We start from the raw sequence: 22,122 nt of genomic DNA on the forward strand, positions 1-22,122 counted from the left end.
CCAAGCAAGATACAAGGCGAACACGGAGAACGCGGCCGCGAATCCGGCTATGCGCAGCGGACGCCTGCGCACATCCAAATGCATGGCGCGATCGTGCTCGGGGGTCGCACGGGAACTGAGTCGCTGATTCGTCATCGGGAGTCTCATCGAGTCGTCGCGCAATCAGAGCTCATGCTTGAGCTTCTCGGCAAGCCGCAGCGCCAGCGCCGCGATCGTCAGCGTGCAGTTGACCGCGGCGGCCGTAGGCATCACGCCGCTCGTCGCCAGGAACAAGTTCGGGTGGTCGTGCGTGCGGCAGTCGGCATCGACCACCGAGTCGCTCGGATCGGCGCCCATGATCGTCGTGCCCATGATGTGGTTGTTCGGCGCGAAGCGATCGTCGAACGTCACCTCCGTGCCGCCGAATAAACTCGCGATCTGTGCGTAAAGCTCATGCGTATTGGCCGCACTCTTCTTGACGTAGTCGTTGATCGAGTAGTAGATCTCGGGCTGCGCAATGCCGAGCGCGTCCTTGTGATCGGATGAGGGCACGATGCGGTTCTGCGGTTCGGGCAGGTGCTCGTGGAAGCTGTTGATCGTCAACGTGCGCGCCGCGCGATCGCGGATCTGCCGGTCGAGCTCCGCGCCCGTGACGCCCTTATCGAGCAATGCCGCTGTGACAGACATCGTCGGCACGCCATTGGACAGATGCAGCTTCTTGGACGCGTAATCGGAACGAAAGGCCCCGTCGCGGAAATTGACGACGGACGTCATCTCCATCGGCCCGCGCCCCGGCCACAGCGCTTCGTTCGCGAGGAAGCTCACGCCGGTGCCCGGATGGTCCATCAAATTGCGGCCGACCTGATCGGAGCTGTTGCCGATGCCGTGGGCAAATTTCTCCGACGTCGACATCAACATGAGCTTCGGCGTTTCTATGCCATTGGCCGCGAGCACGAAGAGCTTGCCCGTCACGCGCGTGGTGCCGCCCGAGGGGTCCTTGTAATGGACGGCTGAAATGAGCCCCTTGTCGTCCGCTTCGATGCGGTAGACGACCGCTTCCGGTATCAACTTCGCGCCGGCCTTCTCCGCTTTGTCCGCATGCGTGACGCCGCAGTACATCGCGGCAATGGGACAGATAGGCATGCAGTTGTTGTTGCCGCAGCAGGTGGGCCGACCGTCGTAAGGGCGGCTGTTGCGCGCGACGGGTTCGGGCACGACCTTGAAACCGTTCGCGTTCAACACATCGCTAAAGCGCGCATCCATGTACGAGAGCGGAAGCTGAGCCATCGGATACGGCTTGGAGCGCGGCGACCCGAGATCGATCGAGGTGTCGGGCCCGGACACGCCCAGCTCCACTTCGGCTGCGTGATACCAAGGCTCCAGTGTTTCGTACGGAAAGGGCCAATCGCGGCCGACGCCGTAGGTCGTCTTCAGCTTGAAATCGGCCGGCAGCAAGCGCCATGTGGCGGCCGCCCAGTGCCAGGTCGTGCCGCCGACCAGCCGAAGATATTGCGAGTTATACGGATAATCGCCCTTTTGAATCAAATAGCCGTTTTCCGGCGCGTATTGCGGATGCGGCGCGTAGGGCATCGATGGATACGGCGTCGCGAAATCGGCTTTAGCCGGGGAATTGCGGAAGTTTTCGACGATCTGCCAGCGCGGGATGCGCGGCCCGGCCTCCAGAAGGATGACCGAGGCGCCCGCCAGAGCGAGCTGATGCGCGACGAGACTGCCCGCCACGCCCGAGCCGACCACCACGACGTCGGCGGAAGGGTTGTTTGCCATAAGCGCTTCGCCTGATTCGTTGTTCTGCTTGTGTTCTTTCTAAACGCGGGGACTACCTAGCAATGCGCAAGCCCACGCGGCCGTTCTCGCCTTGCCGGCGTTCGTCAGACGGCCGCGGGTTTTCGTGTCCAATAGAACGGCACGTCTCTGCAATACGACGGGATGGTGAGCACGTCGTTCACGGGATCGAACATCAATGCGTGTTCGTAGGCGAGCACCTGCACCGTCGGCAACTGACCGACGAGTCCGAGGTACCAGGCTCGCATGATGTGCCCGATCGTCTTCGACAAACGCGCGTCTTCGCTGCCGAGCACGGCCGTCACGGTATCGCTCGGCACGCCCCCGTGAGACTTGAGCCAAGTATTGAGTGCAGCGACATCGGAGACGAAGGCGCTGTCGGCCTTGGAAAGCGCCTCGTAAATGCGCGAGGCCAGCGACGCATCGAGCTTGGCGCGCCCCGTAAGTTGCTGTGAAAGGGCCGTGAAAGCATCGAGCCCACCGCCTGCAGGCGGCGTGAAAGCCATCGCTTGCCGCGAAACCAAGGGCAACCCGAGCGTAGCGGAGAAAGCCAGCGCCGCAGCCGAAGCGCAAGCGCCCATCAGGAATTCTCGGCGGGTCGAAGCCGGCTTCACGCGCGGTACGTCGTGTGGCCGGCGAATTCGGGCATCTGTCATGTGGGCTCCAGCATCTTTCCAGGACAACACCGGCAGACGCCGGCGATGGTCGCCCCCCGGCTTCGGTCTTGAACGCCGCCTTGGCCGGGCGGTCTTTCGTTATCCGTGATCAACGCGCGGGCGGTACCCACTGGCAGCGAATATAGCCGCGTCGCAGCATTTAGACAATCGCGATCCGCAAATTCATAGCGTCACGCGGCGTCCCCGTCGTATGCGCGCTGCAACTGCGCGATATCGAGCTTGAACATTTGCATCATCGAGCGCATGACGCGTGCCGCCCGCCCGCGATCCTCGTCGCGCAGCAAGTCGCCGAGCACGGTCGGAACCACCTGCCAGGTCACGCCGAATTTGTCGCGCAACCAGCCGCACTGCAGCCGTTCGCCGCCATCGCCCAGTTTGTCCCAAAGACGATCCACTTCTTGCTGCGTCTGGCAACGAATGAAGAACGACACCGCAGGCGAAAACGCCATGTGCGGATTCGGGCCGCCGTTCAGCGCAATGAACGTCTGGCCGTCGACTTCGAAGGTCACGCTCATGACACTGCCGCGCTCGCCCGGCCCCGCCTCGCCGTAATGCATGACATCGACGATCTTCGCGCGTTCGAAGACGGAGGTATAAAACGCGGCGGCTTGCTCGGCCTCGCGATCGAACCACAAAAACGGCGTGATTTTTTGCGCGGCTGCGTCTTGCATGACTCCTCCATTGCACCCGGTGGCGATTTCATGGGGTTGCCGTCGCACACGGCATGCACCCCCGGCATGAGACGACGAACAGAGCCCAAGGCCGCCGGCATCGATGTAAAAAAGGGCTGTCAGCTGTCACATTTACACCAATCAGTCGGACGGCGGGATCGATCCCTTCGCCATCAAGACTAGTCCATGCGGAGCGTCACCGTCGCAGCGGAAACGAGACCGTCGGGACGAAAACGGCATGCCAGCCCCGGCTCGGGCGCGCATACTGGTCGGCATCGACGCAATTCGTTCGTCGGATGCGGGATTCGGTTCTCGAGCAGCGGCATGCATCGTGCTTTCGCCTCTTTCGCGCGATGCCTCATGAACCGCCCGCGCCGGTGCGCGGATCATCGAGCGCCGCCTGACAATGCGATGCGATCGCACGCTAGCGCGCCAACCGCGCCGCTCTGGACGTGCATCCACATCGCCGGACGAACTGGAACGGATCGATGGAACATCGTCATACGTATGCGCCGCGGATTTACTTTGTTCACCCCCTCCTCGTTGGGCCGCTCGCGGCTTGGCCGGCTCAGTTCGAGCGCGCGGCGGCGCTCGGCTTCGATCACGTTCTGATCGGCTCGCCGTTCGCCACGGGGCAAGCCGCTCACCTACAGCTCGTAGCCGACCCTACACGGCTGCATCCCATCTTCGAAGCGACCGGCGCCGCCGACGACAATCTGCGCCGGCTCGCGCAAGCTGCACAGGCGCAAGGGCTCGGGCTGCTTCTGGACATCGTGCTCGATCGCGTCGCGGCCGACGGCGTGCTCATGCGCACGCATCCGCAATGGTTTCATCCCTACGAGCCGGCCCAGGTCCGTCTCGATCCCCGGCACGTGCGGCACGAGGACAACGCGGCCTATGTGAACTTCGGCGATCCGCACGCGGTAACGCAATGGACGGCCTGGTGGTGCGAGCGCCTCACCGCGCTGACCGATGCCGGCGTTGCCGGGTTTCGCTTCGATTCACCGCATCACGTGCCGCTCGACGCTTGGCGCGGATTGAGCACGGCCGTGCGCGGCAAACGGGAGAACAGCCGGGAGAACGGCCGGCAGAACGCACGTCTGCTTGCTTCCACGCCCGGGCTCGCGCGCGCAGACCTCGCGCGGCTCGCGCCGGTGGGGTTCGATAGTGTCTTTTCATCGGTGCGCTGGTGGGATTTCCGGGAAGACTGGCTGGCCGACGAACATGCGGCGCTCGCGTGCGTAGGCGCACCGATCGCTTTTCCCGAAGCGCCCTATGGGCCTCGCCTCGCGAGCGAGCTCGCTTATGCAACCGATGCGGCCGCAATCGAGCGGGCGTATCGCCGCGCGATCGCCGCAAGCGTCGCGCTGGGCACGGGCTGGCTCATGCCCATGGGTTTCGAATTCGGCATCGCCGAACCGCTCTCCCCCACGACCGGTAGCGCCACGCGCTATCGCGACGCTTGCGCGACCGCCCGCTTCGACCTGTCGGCTGCCGTGCGCGAGGCCAATGCGCTACAGCAGCAAAGCTCGCTGCTCGCCACCGTCGGCGAAGTGCGTCAGTTGTCGGCCGCGGGCGCCAACGTCGCAGCGGTGTTGCGCGGCGAATGCGCCAATTTGCGCGACGCACGAGAAGCCGTGCTGCTGCTCGCGAACCCAGATTTAAGCCGCCCGGCGTTCGTCGACCCCGCACGCTTTCTCGATGGCGTGCCCGGCGACTTCATGGCGTTCAAGCCTTTGGCCGAGCCTTGCACCACGCCGCCGGAGCCGCTGCCGCCCTTCGTGCTGGCCCCGGGCGAGGCGCGCCTTTATCGTGCCCAGCCGTGCCCCCGCGTGGCGGCGCCGCGTACGTCCAAACGCGCGGCCACCGCTTCGGCCATGGAGGCGATCGCCGCCCCGCGCATCGCCATCGAGAGCGTGACACCCTCCGTCGATGGCGGGCGCTTCGTCGTGAAGCGTGTCGTCGGCGAAGCGATCGACATCGGTGCGGCGATCTTCGGCGAAGGCCACGACAAGATCGCCGCGGCCGTGATCTGGCGCGCGGCCGACGAAACCGCTTGGCACGAGGCGCCCATGCGGCCCGCGGAGCCGGCCGGGCTCGATCTCTGGCAAGGCCGCATCACGCTCTCGCGCGTGGGCCGCTACGAATTCACGGTGATCGCGTGGCGCGACGATTTCGCCTCCCTCGTCGATCACATTCGCAAGAAGCTCGACGCCCACCAGACGGTCGAACTCGAACTCGAAGAGGCGCGTCATCTACTAGCGCGGGTACTAGCCGACGCCGAGACGGCCGACGAAACGGGCGCGCAGCAGCAGATCCACGGGGAACATCGCGAGCACGCCGCCCAGCATGCGGCAATCGCGGAGCTCAAGCGCATCGCGTTGCGCTTTTCGAATGCGAACGCAACGTCGCGGCTCGAAGCCTTGCTCGCGCCCGAGACGGCCGAAGCGGTCGCCAAAGCGCGCCACCGGCCGTTCCTCGCGCGCGACGCCACGGTTTACCGCATCGACGCCGAACGCGCCGCTGCGCGCTTTGCAAGCTGGTATGAGATCTTCCCGCGCTCCATGAGCGGCGATCCTTCCCGCCATGGGACGTTCGACGATGTCATCGCCCAATTGCCGCGCATCCGCGACATGGGCTTCGACGTGCTCTACTTCCCGCCGATTCACCCGATCGGCAAGATCAATCGCAAGGGCCGCAACAATACGCTCAACGCGCAACCGGGCGATGTCGGCAGCCCGTATGCCATCGGCAGTGCCGAAGGCGGCCACACCGCCGTTCATCCGGAACTAGGCACGCTCGACGACTTCAAGCGCATGCTCGCCGCCGCGCATGCGCACGGGCTCGAGATCGCGCTCGATTTCGCGATCCAATGCGCACCCGACCACCCGTGGTTGACCGAACATGCAACGTGGTTCGCTTGGCGCCCCGACGGCACCCTGCGCTACGCGGAAAATCCGCCGAAGAAGTATCAGGACATCGTCAACCCCGAGTTCTATGCGCACGATGCGAAACCGGCGCTGTGGCTCGCGCTGCGCGACATCATCGCCTTTTGGATCGATGCCGGCGTGCGCATCTTCCGAGTCGACAACCCGCACACGAAGCCGCTGCCGTTTTGGGAGTGGATGATCGCCGACATTCGCGCCCGCGAACCGGACGTGATCTTCCTGTCGGAGGCGTTCACGCGACCGCGCCTCATGTACCGGCTGGCGAAACTCGGCTTTTCGCAGTCCTACACGTATTTCACGTGGCGCGAGTCCAAGCGCGACTTCACCGAATACCTGACCGAACTCACGCAAACCAACGTGCGCGAATTCTTCCGGCCGAACTTCTTCGTCAATACGCCCGACATCAATCCGCGCCATTTGCAGGCTCAAGGCCGCGCGGGCTTCATGATCCGCGCGGCGTTGGCCGCAACCTTGTCGGGGCTGTGGGGTGTCTACAGCGGCTTCGAGCTTTGCGAAGCGGCCGCATTGCCGGGCAGCGAAGAGTATCTGGACTCGGAGAAATATCAACTGCGTGCATGGGATTGGCACCGCCCGGGCAATATCGTCGACGTCATCACCCTGCTCAACCGGGTAAGGCGCGCCAATCCCGCCTTGCACTCGCATCTGGGCCTCACGTTCCTCACCGCGCACAACGATCGCATCCTATTCTTCGAGAAAGCCACGCCGTCACGCGAGAACGTGGTGGTCGTCGCGATCAGCCTCGATCCGTTCGCGGCGCAAGAGGCCGACATCGAACTGCCGTCGCATGCGTTCGAGCACTGGCGCATGCAGGAATGGGAAGCTCTCGCCGTCACCGATCTCGTGACCGGAGCACGCGCCGAGTGGCGCGGGCGCCGCCACCACGTGCGGATCGAGCCGGATCGGCCGTTCGCGATCTGGCGCATTGCGCCGGCCGCGGGCATGCCGCACGACGAACGTGCGCAGACATTGGCGAGACAACTCGGCCACGCGGGCCACGGCGCGCAAGGCGGCCATGTCCGGCACGACGCCTCGGAGACGCACCATGAAGCGTGAAGATCAACCCCTCGATTCGGCTGCCGCCGCGCAAACCAGATCGAGCGAACAGGCTCGCACGTCGCGGCGTGCGAGCAAACCGGCGTTGTCCGACGATCCGCTCTGGTACAAAGACGCCATCATCTATCAAGTGCACGTGAAGTCGTTCTTCGATGCGAACAACGACGGCGTCGGCGACTTTCCCGGGCTGATCGCCAAGCTAGACTACATCGCCGAACTCGGCGTCGACACGATTTGGCTGCTGCCGTTCTATCCGTCGCCGCGCCGCGACGACGGCTACGACATCGCCGACTACCGCAGCGTTCACCCCGATTACGGCACGCTGTCCGATCTGCGCCGCTTCATTCAAGGCGCACACGCGCGCGGCATGCGTGTCGTGACCGAGCTCGTGATCAATCACACGTCGGATCAGCACCCGTGGTTTCAGCGCGCGCGCCGCGCCAAGCCCGGCTCGAATCACCGCAATTACTACGTCTGGTCCGATACGGACAAGAAGTACGAAAACACGCGCATCATCTTCATCGATACCGAGCCGTCGAACTGGACTCACGACCCCGTCGCGGGGGCTTATTACTGGCACCGCTTCTACTCGCACCAGCCCGACTTGAACTTCGACAATCCGGCCGTGCTGCGCGAAGTGCTGCAAATCATGCGGTTCTGGCTGGATATGGGGATCGACGGCCTGCGCCTCGATGCGGTGCCCTACCTCGTCGAGCGCGAGGGAACGAGCAACGAGAACCTGCCCGAGACCCACGCGGTGCTCAAACGCATTCGCGCCACGATCGACGCCGAGTATCCGAACCGCATGCTGCTCGCCGAAGCGAACCAGTGGCCTGAGGACGTGCAGGAATATTTCGGCAATGAAGACGAATGCCACATGGCATTTCATTTCCCGCTGATGCCGCGCATCTATATGGCGATCGCCAGCGAGGATCGGTTTCCTATCACCGACATCATGCGGCAAACGCCGGAGTTGCCGCCCTCGTGTCAATGGGCGATCTTCTTGCGCAACCATGACGAGCTCACGCTCGAGATGGTGACCGATTCCGAACGCGACTACCTTTGGAACACCTACGCGAGCGATCGGCGCGCGCGGCTCAACCTGGGCATTCGCCGCCGCCTCGCACCGTTGATGGAGCGCGATCGGCGCCGCATCGAGCTCATCAACTCCCTGCTGCTCTCGATGCCGGGCACGCCCGTGATCTACTACGGCGACGAACTGGGGATGGGCGACAACATCCATCTGGGCGATCGCGACGGCGTGCGCACGCCCATGCAATGGTCGTCGGACCGCAACGGCGGATTCTCACGGGCGGACCCCGAGCAGCTCGTGCTGCCGCCCGTCATGGGCACGCTGTACGGCTTCGATGCGATCAACGTCGAAGCCCAGACACGCGACCCGCATTCCCTGCTCAATTGGACGCGCCGCATGCTCGCCACGCGGCGCTCCAAGCGTGCATTCGGCCGCGGCACGATTCGCTTCTTGCGGCCGTCCAATCGCAAGATCTTGGCGTACCTGCGCGAGATGGAGGGCGAAGCGCCGATACTGTGCGTGGCGAACCTCTCCCGCGCGCCGCAGGCCGTCGAACTCGACCTCTCCGAATTCGCGGGCCGCGTGCCCGTCGAGATGACGGCCGACTCCGTGTTCCCGGCGATCGGTCAGCTCACGTATTTGCTCACGTTCCCGCCGTACGGTTTTCTGTGGTTCTTGCTCTGCAACAACGAAGACCGTCCGTCGTGGGCGCAGGCCAGCTCCGAGCAACTGCCGGAGTTCGTCACGCTCGTGCTGCGCACGGGGCAAACAGGCCCGACGCCGGAGAACGTGCGACTGCTCGAATCGGAGGTGCTGCCCTCGTACTTGAGCCGCCGCCGCTGGTTCGCCTCGAAGGATCAGAAGCTGCATGCCGTGCGCTTAGCCGCGCTCACCACGATTCCCGATGCGGGCTTCGCCTTCACCGAGATCGAGGCCGATGTCGGTCGCCACACGGAGCGTTACGTCCTGCCGCTCGCCATCTCCTGGGGCACCGAAACGACGGTGCCGCTATTCATGCAGCTTGCGCTTGCGCGCGTGCGGCGCGGCCGCAACATCGGCCATCTGACGGACGCCTTCGCCTTGCCGCTGTTCGCGCAAGGCGTGCTGCAAAAGCTGCGCGAACGAGCCGTCGTGCCGACGGTGCAAAAGAGCGAAATCCGGTTCGTGCCGACGGCGCGTTTCGAGGACTTGGACGCGCTGGGCGCCACGCCCGAAATTCGCTGGATCGCCGCCGAGCAAAGCAATAGTTCGCTCGTGGTCGGCGATCGCGCCGTGCTCAAGCTCGTGCGGCGCCTCATCGGCGGCATTCATCCCGAAGCCGAAATGAGCCGGCATCTGACGGAGATCGGCTACGCCAACACGGCCCCGCTTTACGGCGAAGTCGTGCGCGTCGATCCGCACGGCGTCCCGCACACGCTGGCGCTGCTGCAAGGCTTCATCGACAACCAGGGCGATGCATGGAACTGGGTGCTCGACTACCTGCGCCGCGTGATCGACGAGCTCGTTCTCGCACCCGAAACCGAGGACGCCGATAACGAGAAACTCGAAGGCTATCGCGCCCTCACCGGCACGATCGGCCGGCGCCTGGGCGAATTGCACGCGGCGCTGGCCGCTCCCTGCGACGACCCCGCGTTCGCGGCGGAAAAAGCGACGCGCGCCGATGTTCGCAGTTGGATCGAAGGCGCGCGCTCCATGCTCGAGCATGCACTCGATGTGCTGGCCGCCGAGGCCGCCAAGGAAGGCGGCTCGCTGGACCAAGAGACGCGCGCACTTGCGCAGGATCTCGTCGGTCGTCGCGCGGCGCTCGTCGCCGCATTGGAGCGGCATGTGCCGCACAGCGTCGATGCCCTGCGCATCCGCGTTCACGGCGACTTCCATCTCGGGCAAGTGCTGATCGCACAAAGCGATGTCTACCTCATCGATTTCGAGGGCGAGCCCGCCCGCAGCTTGGAAGAGCGTCGCATGAAGCGCAGCCCGCTCGTCGACGTGGCCGGCATGTTGCGTTCGCTCTCGTATGCCAGCGCGGCGGCGCAGCCCGTTTCGGAAAACGCGCCGGCGCAAACGGCAGATCGCAAACGCGCGCTGTTCGAACGCTTTCGCGAGGAGGGCCAGCAAAGCTTCCTCGCGAGCTATCGCGAAGCGGTCGGCCACGCCGTGCATCCGCTCGTTGCGCCGGAAGCGGAAGGGCCCTTGCTCGATCTGTTCCTCGTCGAAAAAGCAGCCTACGAAGTGCGCTACGAAGCCGCGAACCGGCCTACTTGGCTTGGCTTGCCGCTGCGCGGACTTGCTGTGCTGGCGGCGCGCATGCTTGGCGAGACGGGCGACGGCGACGCGACCCCCGCGCCCGCGCAAACCTGAGAATTGCGGAAATGGGCTCCTTGAACGATCAAACCTCACGCATTCGCGAAATCGCCGACCGCGATCCGCTGGCGGGCATGCAACCTATCGATATCGAAGCGCTCGTCGACGGGCGGCACCCCGATCCGTTTTCCCAACTGGGCATGCACCGCACGAGTTCGGGCTACGCCGTGCGGGCGATGTTGCCCGGCGCCGCCGGCGTCGAGATCGTCTCGCGCGCAAGCGGAGAATCCATCGGCAAGCTCGCGCAGATCGATGCCGGCGGGCTGTTCGTCGGACCCGTGAAGCGCGCAGAGCCCTATCGGCTTCGCATCGATTGGCATGGTATCGAGCAGGAGACGGAGGACCCTTACTCCTTCGGAGCGGTGTTGTCCGAAGATGCGCTTGCGCGCCTCGCGCGCGCCGACCCCTATGCGGTGCTCGATTGTCTCGGCGCGCGGCCTTGCACGCTCGAAGGCATCCCGGGCGTGCGCTTCGCCGTCTGGGCGCCGAATGCGCGACGCGTATCGATCGTCGGCGACTTCAACACCTGGGACGGCCGCCGCCATCCGATGCGCCTGCGGCACGTGGCAGGCGTGTGGGAGCTGTTCGTGCCGCGGTTGGCGGCGGGCGCGCGCTACAAGTACGAGATCGTCGCGCGCGACGGCCGCACCTTGCCCCTGAAGGCGGACCCGTGCGCGCTGCAAACGGAGCGCACCCCCGCCACGGCGTCGATCGTCGCCGATTGGAGCGCGGTCGAGCAATTCGCTTGGACGGACGGCGCTTGGATCGCCAATCGCAGCGCACTGCAAAACGCGCGCGCGCCGATCGCCATTTACGAAGTGCATGCCGAGTCGTGGCTGCGCGTCGAAGAAGACGGCCGCCGCGGGCTCGACTGGTACGAGCTCGCCGATCGGCTCATTCCGTACGCACTCGGCATGGGCTTCACGCACGTCGAATTTCTCCCGATCGCCGAGCACCCGTTCGGCGGCTCGTGGGGGTACCAGCCGCTCTCCCCGTTCGCACCGTCCGCGCGCTTCGGTCCGCCGCAAGGATTCGCGCATTTCGTCAATCGTGCGCACGAGGCCGGGCTAGGCGTGATTCTCGATTGGGTGAGCGCGCACTTTCCGAACGATGCGCACGGCCTGATCCAATTCGACGGAACACCGCTTTACGAGCACCAAGACCCGCGCGAGGGCTACCACCAAGACTGGAACACGATGATTTACAACCTCGGCCGCAACGAGGTGAGCGCGTTCCTGGTCGCATCGGCGCTCGCATGGCTGCTGCGCTATCACGTCGACGGCCTGCGCGTGGACGCCGTCGCCTCGATGCTCTATCGCGACTATTCGCGCGCCGAGGGTCAGTGGGTGCCCAACATCTACGGCGGCCGCGAAAATCTCGAGGCGATCGCCTTCTTGAAACGCGTCAACCACGAAGTCGAATATGCCCCGGGCGTGCCGGGCGCCATCACGATCGCCGAGGAATCGACGGCATGGCCCGGCGTGACGGCCCGCCCCGAGGAAGGCGGGCTCGGCTTCCAGTTCAAATGGAACATGGGCTGGATGCACGACACGCTGCACTACATGCAGGAAGACCCCGTTTATCGCCGCTACCATCATCACAACATGACGTTCGGGATGGTCTACGCCTATTCGGAGCGCTTCGTGCTGCCGCTGTCGCACGATGAGGTCGTGCACGGCAAGGGCTCGCTGCTCGGCAAGATGCCCGGCGACCGCTGGCAGCAATTCGCCAATCTGCGCGCGTACTTCGGTTTCATGTGGACGCATCCGGGCAAAAAGCTGCTCTTCATGGGCGGCGAACTCGCCCAATACGCCGAGTTCAACCACGATGCGTCGCCGCACTGGCATCTGCTGGACGAGCCGATGCACCACGGCGTGCAAACGCTCGTGCGCGATCTGAACCGGCTGTATGCGGCCGAACCGGCGCTGCATGCGCTCGACAGCGATCCTGGCGGCTTCGAGTGGCTCGTCGGCGACGACGCTTCGAACAGCGTCTTCGTCTATCGTCGCTGCGACGGCAGCGGGCGGGAGGTCGCCGTCGTTTGCAACTTCACGCCGGTGCCGCGCCACGGATACCGGATCGGCATGCAGCGCGCCGGGTGGTGGGCCGAAATCCTCAATACCGATGCAGCGGCATACGGCGGATCGAACGTGGGCAATGCCGGGGGCGTCGTCACCGAAGAGATTGCCAGCCACGGCAAGCCGCAATCGGTCGCACTGATCTTGCCGCCGCTCGCCACCATCGTGCTGCGCGCCGAGTGACCGCAGGCGCCTTTGCGCCGCCTGCTCGACGCAGCACGAGCCAAGCGATTTCCATCAGGACGAGGACGCGGCATGTCGAACTCCCTACCCGGCCGGCTCGACCCCGGTACGCCGTATCCGCTCGGCGCGACATGGGACGGGCTCGGCGTGAACTTCGCCGTGTTCTCGGCGAACGCCGAGCAAGTCGATTTGTGCGTGTTCGATCCTGCCGGACATAAGGAGCTCGCGCGCCTGCCGCTGCCGGAATGCACCGATGAAATCTGGCATGGGTATCTGCCCGGCGCTCACCCGGGCACGGTCTATGGGCTGCGCGCATACGGCCCCTATCTGCCGCAATACGGCCATCGTTTCAACCCGGCCAAGCTGCTGATCGACCCCTACGTCAAAAAGCTGACGGGGCCGTTTCGCGCATCCGATGCGTTGTTCGGCTATCGCCCGCACTCGAGCCGGCTGGATTTGTCGCTCGACAAACGCGATTCGGCGCCCGCCGTGCCCAAATGCGTGGTGATCGACGAAGCGTTCGACTGGTCGCGCGATGCGCGCCCCGACGTGCCGTGGCCGGAAACCGTCATTTACGAAGCCCACTTGAGGGGCGTGTCGATGCTCAACTCCGACGTGCGCCAGCACGAACGCGGCACCTTCGCCGCGCTCGCGTCCCCGCGCTTCATCGACCACCTGCACAAGCTCGGCATTACCACGGTGGAATTGCTGCCGATCCACGCTTTCCTCGACGAGCGCTTCCTGCTCGAGCGCAAGCTGACGAATTACTGGGGCTACAACACGAGCGCATTCTTCGCGCCTCATCCTTCATACCTATCGAGCCGCCGCCTGAACGAAGTGCGCATCGCCGTGCGGCAACTGCACGCGGCCGGCATCGAAGTCATTCTCGACGTGGTCTATAACCATACCTGCGAAGGCAACGAACTGGGGCCGACCGTGTCTTGGCGCGGACTCGACAATGCCAGCTATTACCGGCTCATTCCCGGCGACGAGCGGCACTACATCAACGACACGGGCTGCGGCAACACGCTGAACCTGTCGCACCCGCGCGTGCTGCAGATGGTCATGGATTCGCTGCGCTATTGGGTGAGCGCCTTCCACGTCGACGGGTTCCGTTTCGATCTTGGCGTCACGCTCGGACGCGAAGGCACCGGCTTCGATCCCGGGTCGGGTTTCTTCGACGTGATTCGGCAAGACCCGGTGCTATCGCAGCGCAAGCTGATCTCGGAACCATGGGACGTTGGCCCCGGCGGCTATCAGGTCGGCCGCCATCCACCGGGCTTCGGCGAGTGGAACGACAAATTCCGCGATTGCGTGCGCCGTTTCTGGCGCGGCGATTCGGGTATGCGCGCCGAACTGGCGGCGCGCATCGCCGGCTCGGCGGAACTGTTCAATCATCGTTTCAGGCGGCCATGGGCATCGGTGAACTACGTCGCGTCGCACGACGGCTTCACGCTTGCCGATGTCACCGCTTACGAACAGAAACACAACGAGGCGAACGGCGAGAACAACGCCGACGGCCACAACGAAAATTGCAGTGCGAATTGGGGCGTGGAAGGCCCCACCGAAGATGCGCAGATCAATGCAACGCGCGCACGGGTCGCACGCTCGATGCTCGCTAGCGTCTTCACCTCGCTCGGCACGCCGATGCTCGCTGCCGGCGACGAATTCGGACGCAGCCAGCAAGGCAACAACAATGCGTATTGTCAGGACAACGCATTGTCGTGGCTCGATTGGCGCCTGGCCGAATCGGAGGAAGGCCGCGCGCTGATCGCCTTCACGGCGCGCCTGATCGCGCTGCGGCGCCAGCATCCGCTATTGCGCGATACGCGCTTTCTGCGCGGCGACGTCGACGTTTCGCCGGACATCAAAGACGTCGACTGGTTCGACGAACGCGGCGAGCCGCTCACGAGCGAAACCTGGCAAGACCCGCAGGGCTGCGCACTGACGTTGCGCCGCGCCGGCCGCGACCTCGAAGGCGAACTCGAGGTGCTGCTGTTGATGCACAACGGCTCCGCGACGGACCTCATGTTCTCGCCGCCGGCGCCGCGCCTGGAATGGAACGTGCTCGCGGACAGCACTGACCCCGGCTTGCCCGCGTATCGACTCGACGGCGAGCAGATGCGAGTCGGCGCGCACGGTTTCGCACTGCTCGCCGCGAAACCGCCGCAGCCCGAGCCATTGCCGCACGCCGGCGCGGCAGGTGCTTAGATCAACGTTCCGAACGTGCATACAAGGAGCCTCTGATATGTCCGACCACCGATCCGAATCTGCGCATCGGTTGCCGTTCGGCGCCGAGGTCGTGCGTGGGCCGGCCGGCGCCACGCATACCCGCTTTCGCCTTTGGGCGCCGACGCGCTCGGCCGTGCGCGTCGAATGGGAGCATGAAGGGCAATCGGGCATCGTCGATATGACGTCCGCCGGCCAAGGCTGGTTCGAAGCCCAAGCCCCATGCGGCCCGGGCGCGCGGTACCGCTATCGGGTCGACGGCGAACTGGCCGTGCCGGACCCTGCCTCGCGATTTCAGCCGGAGGACGTGCATGGGCCGAGCGAAGTCGTCGACCCGCTCGCCTACCGCTGGCAGTGCGAGCAATGGAGCGGGCGCGCGTGGGAAGAGATGGTCATCTACGAATTGCACGTGGGCGCACTGGGGGGCTATGCCAATGTCGCTCGCCGCCTGCCGCACATCGCGCAACTGGGCGCGACGGCAATCGAACTGATGCCGCTCAACGATTTCGCCGGCCATCGCAACTGGGGCTATGACGGCGTGCTTCCGTTTGCGCCCGACTCCGCTTACGGCCGCCCCGAAGACCTGAAAGCGCTGATCGATCGCGCACACGAATTGGGCATCGCGGTGCTGCTCGATGTGGTCTACAACCACTTCGGCCCCGAGGGCAATTATCTGCCGCAGTATGCGCGCGCTTTTTTTCGCGACGACGTCGTGACGCCGTGGGGTCCAGCCATCGATTTCCGGCGCAGGGAAGTGCGCGAATACTTTTGCGAGAACGCACTCTATTGGCTGCACGAATACCGCTTCGACGGTCTCCGGCTAGATGCGGTCCACGCCATCGGCGACGACGGTTGGCTGCGCGAGCTAGCCGATCGCGTGCATGCCTCGATCGCATCGCAACGACAGGTGCATCTCGTTCTCGAAAACGAGCGTAATACGGCCGGCCTGCTGCAAACCCACTTCGACGCGCAATGGAACGACGACGCGCACAACACGCTGCACGTGCTGCTCACCGGCGAACATGAGGGGTACTACCGCGCCTACGCGGATAAGCCCATCGCGAAACTTGCGCGCGTGCTATCGGAGGGCTTCGTCTATCAAGGCGAACCGTCGCCGATCCACGACGGCGCCGCGCGCGGCGAGCCGAGCGCGCATTTGCCGCCGACGGCCTTCGTCATGTTCTTGCAGAACCACGACCAAATCGGCAACCGCGCATTCGGCGAACGCTTGCGCACGCTGTGCGCGCCGCAGGCGCTGCTCGCGGCGACGGCCCTCTTGTTGCTGTCGCCGCAAATCCCGCTGCTGTTCATGGAGGAAGAGTTCGGCTCGACGCAGCCGTTTTTGTACTTCACCGATTACGGCGGCGAACTCGCGCAAGCCGTGCGCGAAGGCAGGCGGCGCGAATTCGCGAAGTTCTCGGCGTTCAACGATCCCGAGCGCCGCGCGCGCATACCCGATCCGAGCGCGGCGCAGACCTTCGCGCTGTCTTCGCCCCCTACGGAAGACGAGCCCGATGCAATGGGCGCGCCATCGCGCGCCAACGGCGCCAGCGATCGAGCCGACTGGCTGCATTTCTATCGCTCCGCGCTCACCGTGCGCGCGAAGCTCGTTGCACCGCGCTTGCGCGGCGCCCGCGCGCTCGGCGCCACGCCGTTGCGAACGGCCGGCGGCCTGAACGCCAATGCGCTCGTCGCCCGCTGGCGCCTGGGCGACGGCGAGACGTTGACCGTCGCGCTGAGTCTGACTGCGGATACGCTGCCTTTCGATCAGCAGCCCGAAGGCATGATCATCTTCGAAACGCCGCCGCGAACGCGCGACACCGTCCGTGCCAAAGCGCTGCCCGGCTATGCGTTCGTCGCCTGGCTCACCGGCGACGTCAACGCGTTCGCTTTGGGGCACGACGTCCGCGCTCCCGCGCCGCCAAGGAGCGATGCATGAGCGGACCCGCCCCATCCTCGCCGCCGCCCGGCCGCGAAACGGTCGAGCGGATCGCCGCGCGCGCCGGCTTGGAGGTCCATTGGGAAGATGCGAACAAACGAACGCATCGCGTGAAGCCCGAGACGCTCACCACGTTGCTGGCCGCGCTGGGCTTGCCGTGCGATACGCGCGAGCGGGCCAATGAGACGCTGGCGCTGCTCGACGCTGAACGCGCCGAGCGCGCACTGCCGCCGCTCATCACGGCAGAGTGTCATCGCGCAACGGCGCTGCCCATTGCGCCGGCTCAGGCAGGCGCGAGCTACCGCATAGAACTGGAGAACGGTGGCGCCGTCGAAGGTCGCTTGGGCACGCCCAAAGGCGAATCGGCGCTGCTCGCGCCGATCGCGGAGCCGGGCTATCACACGCTCGAGCTCGGGGGGCAACGCATACGGCTCGCGGTTGCGCCGCCGCGCTGCTACACGATCGACGACGCGTGCCGCGACGCGAGCGGGACCGGCGCCGCTCAGCCGGTACGGCGCGCCGATGCCGATCCGCCGCGCAGGGCGGCGATCTGGGGCATCGGGGCGCAACTCTACGGCTTGCGCCGCGCCGGAGACGGCGGCATCGGCGATTACACCGCGCTCGCTTCCTTGGCGCGCCGTGGCGCGCACGCCGGCGCGGACGCCGTGGCGATCAGCCCTACGCACGCCATGTTCAGCGCCGATGCGGGCAAGTTCAGCCCCTATTCGCCGTCGTCCCGGCTGCTTCTGAACATCGCCCACATCGATCCGGCCGCCGCCTTCGGCGCCGACGCACTCGGATCCGCGCTCGATGCGGCCCGCGGGGAAGGCGAACGCTCGCTACGCGAAGAATGGGCCGAAGTAGAAGCGCTGCCGCTCATCGATTGGCCCCGCGCGCTGGCGCTGCGCTTGACGGTACTGCGCGCGCTCTACGAGCGGTTTTGCGCGCACGAGCGGGCGGGCGCCACGCCCCTCGCCGCGCAATTCGACGCATTTTGCGCGCACGGAGGACACGTGCTCGAGGACCACGCACGCTTCGAAGCGATCGACGCCATCGAGCGGGGCGAGCACGGCATTCATCATTGGCGCGATTGGCCAGCATCGCTCACGGACCCGCGCAACCCGCAGGTGCAGGCATTCGCGCGCGAGCATCGCCACGAAGTGGACTTCCATCGGTTTCTGCAGTGGCTCGCCGCCGACGGCCTGAAAAGCGCCCAGCAAGCCGCGCGCGAAGCCGGAATGGCGATCGGCCTCGTGACCGATCTCGCCGTCGGCTGCGATAGCGCGGGCAGCCACGCATGGTCATACCCCGACGACATGTTGGGTCGTGTCTCGGTAGGCGCGCCCCCCGATTTATTCAACCAAGCCGGTCAGGCGTGGGGGCTGACCACGTTCTCGCCACGCGCGATGCGCAGCCAGGGCTTCAGCGCGTTCATCGACATGCTGCGCGCCACCTTCGCTTATGGCGGCGGCTTGCGCATCGATCACGTGCTCGGCCTGCAGCGTTTGTGGCTCGTGCCCGAAGGCGCGAGCGCGGCCGACGGCGCGTACCTGCGCTACCCGCTCACCGACCTCTTGCGCTTGATCGCGCTCGAATCGGTGCGCCATCGCGCGATCGTGATCGGCGAGGACTTGGGCACGGTACCCGACGGATTGCGCGAACGACTGGCTCGCCACGGCTTACTCGGCATCCGCGTGCTCTGGTTCGAACGCAGCGAAGACGGCGGCAGCTTCATGCCACCCGCGCAGTGGGGCCGAAGCGCGCTCGCCACGACGACGACGCACGACCTGCCGACCGTTGCCGGCTGGTGGAGCGGCGCCGACATCGCCTGGCGCGATCGCATCGGCCAGACTGCGCCGCGCGCCGACGGCCGCGATCCGGTGGCGCTCGCCAATACGGAAAGAGCCGCGGACCGCCATGCGCTGTGGCGCGCTTTTCAGCATGCGGGCGTGGCGCCATTGGGCGTCGGCGCGCCACCCAAAGATCAGGCGCCGATCGACGAAGCGCTCGCATTCGTAGCGTCGACGCCGGCCCCGCTCGCGCTGTATCCGCTCGAAGACCTGTTGGGTCTCGCCGATCAACCGAACTTGCCGGGCTCGATCGACGAGCATCCGAACTGGCGCCGACGTCTGCCCTCGCCCATCGATGCACTATTCGAAGACAGCGCCTTGACCGACCGCCTGCTCGCGCTATCGAGCAAACGCCGGCGCGGCACGCCTGCTCGACCCGCTCCCGGCCCCGCCCCCGAACCGTCCCGCAAACCATGACCGTCCCGCGCTCCACGCTACGCCTGCAGCTTCACCGCGGCTTCACGTTCGACGATGCGCTCGCGCACATCGACTACTTTGCCGCCCTCGGCGTGAGCCACTTGTATCTGTCGCCCATCACGACCTCCATGCCCGGGTCGCTGCACGGTTACGACACGATCGACTATGCGCGTGTGAACCCGGAACTCGGCGGAGAAGCGGCGCTGCTGCGCCTGGCCGATGCCGCCCATGCGCGGCAGATGGGGCTTATCGCCGACATCGTGCCGAATCACATGGGGATCGCGGGCGGCCATAATGCCTGGTGGCTAGACATCCTCGAATGGGGCCGCCACGGCGCCTACGCACGCCACTTCGACATCGACTGGCACTCGCCCGATCCGGCGCTGCGCGGCAAAGTGCTCGCGCCGTGCTTGGGTGCGCCGTACGGCGAAGACCTCGCGGCCGGCCGCATCGCGCTCTCGTTCGATGCTGAGCAAGGCAGATTCTTCGCTTGCTACGCCGAGCATCGATTCCCGATTTGCCCCATCGACTATCCGCAGATCTTGCGCGCTGCGACGCCAGCCGCGCATCCGGCATTGGCCGCGCTCGCCGAACGCTTCGACGGCCTGACCACACAGCCCGAACACCGCGAGCGCGCGCAGACGGCTCTCGAAGCGATACGCGCATTTGCAGCGGAACACGGAGCGAAACCGTTCGACGCAGCCGTTGCGGCGTATTCTCCGGGCTCGCCCGCCTCGCGGGAGCGGTTGCATCGTCTGCTCGAACGGCAGTTCTTTCGGCTCGCCTGGTGGCGAACCGCAGCGGACGAGGTCAACTGGCGGCGCTTCTTCGACATCGGCACGCTCGCCGCGGTGCGCACCGAGCGCGCCGAAGTGTTCGACGCGGTCCACGCCCTCGTCTTGCGCCTGTTTGCGCAAGGCGTGATCGATGGCGTGCGCGTCGACCATGTCGACGGCCTCGTCGATCCGCGGGAATACTGCCAACGCTTGCGCGAGAAGCTCGCCGAGCGCGAAGCCGAACGGCCGCCACAGCTGGACCGTTCGCCCGCTTATGTCGTCGTCGAAAAGATACTCGCGCATGGCGAAGCGTTACCAGCCGACTGGGGCGTCGACGGCACGACGGGCTACGACTTCATGAGCGATGTCGGCGCGCTGCTGCACGACCCGCAAGGCGAGGCGGCGCTGACGGCCGCATGGGCCGATCTGTCAGGGTCGTGCGAAACCTTTGCCGATGCGGCGCGGGAGGCGCGGGAGGCGCGGCGCAAGATCCTCGCCGAAAATCTATCGGCCGAGCTCGATCGAGCGGCGCGCGGCCTGCACCGCATCGCACGCGAGAACCCGAGCACGCGCGATTTCACGTACAGCGCGATTCGGCGCGTGGTGTCCGAGTTGGCGGTGCACTTCCCCGTGTATCGAATGTACCCGGCCAGCGGCATGCGCACGGCCGCCGACGAAGCCTATTTCCGCCAAGCGCTCGACGCCGCGCGCAGCGCGCTGGCGCGCGGCGACCATGCCGCGCTCGCATTCGTCGATGCGTCGCTCGGTGGGCAGCGGGAACCGGGGGCCGGCGACGGCGCACCGCCGAGCCGCGAACGGCGCACCGCCGCAACGCTGTTTGCACAACTGACCGCACCGCTGGCCGCCAAGGCGATAGAAGATACGACCTTCTATCGCTACGGCCGCTTGTTGTCACGCAACGAAGTGGGCGCCGATCCGAGCCAGTTCGCGTTGAGCGTCGACGGGTTCCACGAAGCCAACCTCGAGCGCGCGCGGCGTTTCCCGTACGCGCTCCTGGCGACGGCCACTCACGATCACAAACGAGGCGAAGACGTGCGCAGCCGGCTGGCGGCGCTCAGCGAGATCGCCGATGAGTGGGCCGCAAAACTGCGCGCGTGGTCCACGCTCAATGCGCCGCACCGCCGTGCGTCGTCCTCGCCGTCGCCGTCGCCGGTCGGAGTTTCGACGGCTTGCACGCCTTTGCCGGGAACCGCGCTGGATTGGGCGCCGGGACCCGCTGCCGAAGCGATGCTTTACCAAACGCTGGTAGGCGCATGGCCTTACGAGCTCGACCATGCCGATGCCGACGGCGTCCAAGCCTTCGCCGAACGCATCGCGCAATGGCAGTTGAAGGCCGCGCGCGAAGCGAAGCGGCAGACGAGTTGGCATGCCCCCGACGAGGCCTACGAAGCCGCCTCGCGCGCCTTCTTGTTCGATATCCTGGCGCCGCAGCGGCGGGAGGGATTTCTGCAGGAGCTATCGTCGTTCGTTGCGCGCATCGAACGAGCCGGCGCCATCAACAGCCTGCTGCAAACGATCTTGAGAATGACCTCACCCGGCGTACCCGATTTGTACCAGGGCGCCGAGCTGTGGGATTTCAGTCTGGTCGACCCCGACAACCGGCGGCCTGTCGATTTCGGCCGGCGCCGCGCTTGGCTCGTCGACACACCCCCGAGCGAACAACTGCGCAACTGGCGCGACGGCCGCGTCAAGCTCGGAATCGTCCATCGCGCGCTGACGCTGCGCGCCGTGTCCCCGGCACTGTTTCTCGAGGGCTCGTACCTCCCGCTGACGGTGTCCGGTACGCGCGCGCGTCACGCGATCGCCTTCGCGCGCCAGCACGGCGACGCGTACGCGATCGTCATCGCCACCCGTCTGTCCGCATCGCTGCTGCCCGAGTCGGGCGATGTGCCCCTCGTCGATCCGAGCGCATGGGAGGACACCTCGATCGAGCTACCGGCCGCGCTCGCGGGACGCGCGCTGTTCGACTGCCTCAGTCCCAACGCGCCGAAAGCGGACCAAGCGGGCAGGCTTTACTTGTGCGAAGCGTTGAGCGCACTGCCCGTCGCACTGCTTGTCGAAGAAGGCGTGCCGCGCGCCTAAC

10 protein-coding genes are annotated in these 22,122 nt (G+C 65.8%); 7 read left to right on the forward strand and 3 right to left on the reverse strand.

All coding sequences use genetic code 11. The features are described 5' to 3' along the window. Positions 1-162: 162 nt before the first annotated feature. The 3 genes from QQS38_RS06175 to QQS38_RS06185 form a co-directional block, all read right to left on the reverse strand. Positions 163-1,764 carry a GMC family oxidoreductase gene (locus tag QQS38_RS06175; RefSeq protein WP_479644482.1) on the reverse strand — a complete coding sequence of 534 codons (1,602 nt, stop codon included), beginning with the start codon at positions 1,762-1,764 and terminating at the stop codon, positions 163-165. Positions 1,765-1,868: 104 nt separating this feature from the next. Next, positions 1,869-2,438 carry a sugar dehydrogenase complex small subunit gene (locus QQS38_RS06180; protein ID WP_479644483.1) on the reverse strand — a complete coding sequence of 190 codons (570 nt, stop codon included), beginning with the start codon at positions 2,436-2,438 and terminating at the stop codon, positions 1,869-1,871. 191 nt (positions 2,439-2,629) lie between these two features. Then, positions 2,630-3,130: a VOC family protein gene (locus QQS38_RS06185; protein WP_479644484.1), complete on the reverse strand. Its 501-nt coding sequence runs from the start codon at positions 3,128-3,130 to the stop codon at positions 2,630-2,632. A 488-nt stretch (positions 3,131-3,618) separates the two neighbouring features. Here QQS38_RS06185 and QQS38_RS06190 point away from each other — a divergent pair, with 488 nt between their 5' ends. The 7 genes from QQS38_RS06190 to treY all read left to right on the forward strand — a co-directional run bounded on the left by QQS38_RS06190 (position 3,619) and on the right by treY (position 22,121). After that, a complete protein-coding gene (locus QQS38_RS06190; RefSeq protein WP_479644485.1) occupies positions 3,619-7,152 on the forward strand; it encodes a maltotransferase domain-containing protein in 3,534 nt (1,177 codons plus the stop codon). Beyond that, positions 7,142-10,543, forward strand: coding sequence for a maltose alpha-D-glucosyltransferase (gene treS, locus QQS38_RS06195; RefSeq protein WP_479644486.1), 3,402 nt, complete (start codon positions 7,142-7,144; stop codon positions 10,541-10,543). Before QQS38_RS06190 ends, treS begins: the two co-directional genes overlap by 11 nt. Before the next feature lie 77 nt (positions 10,544-10,620). Further along, a complete protein-coding gene (gene glgB / locus QQS38_RS06200; protein ID WP_479644547.1) occupies positions 10,621-12,807 on the forward strand; it encodes a 1,4-alpha-glucan branching protein GlgB in 2,187 nt (728 codons plus the stop codon). 72 nt (positions 12,808-12,879) lie between these two features. Next, entirely contained in the window at positions 12,880-15,018 is a 2,139-nt protein-coding gene (glgX, locus tag QQS38_RS06205; protein ID WP_479644487.1) for a glycogen debranching protein GlgX, read from the forward strand. Between the two features lie 37 nt (positions 15,019-15,055). Then, the gene (treZ, locus tag QQS38_RS06210; protein ID WP_479644488.1) at positions 15,056-16,975 is read left to right on the forward strand and encodes a malto-oligosyltrehalose trehalohydrolase; all 1,920 of its coding nucleotides are present in this window, start codon (positions 15,056-15,058) and stop codon (positions 16,973-16,975) included. After that, on the forward strand, positions 16,972-19,242 hold the full coding sequence (gene malQ / locus QQS38_RS06215) for a 4-alpha-glucanotransferase (RefSeq protein WP_479644489.1): 2,271 nt from the start codon (positions 16,972-16,974) through the stop codon (positions 19,240-19,242). Before treZ ends, malQ begins: the two co-directional genes overlap by 4 nt. Next, entirely contained in the window at positions 19,239-22,121 is a 2,883-nt protein-coding gene (gene treY / locus QQS38_RS06220; RefSeq protein WP_479644490.1) for a malto-oligosyltrehalose synthase, read from the forward strand. Before malQ ends, treY begins: the two co-directional genes overlap by 4 nt. The last annotated feature ends 1 nt before the right edge of the window (position 22,122 follow it).

The organism is Trinickia sp. Z7 (genome assembly GCF_056498045.1).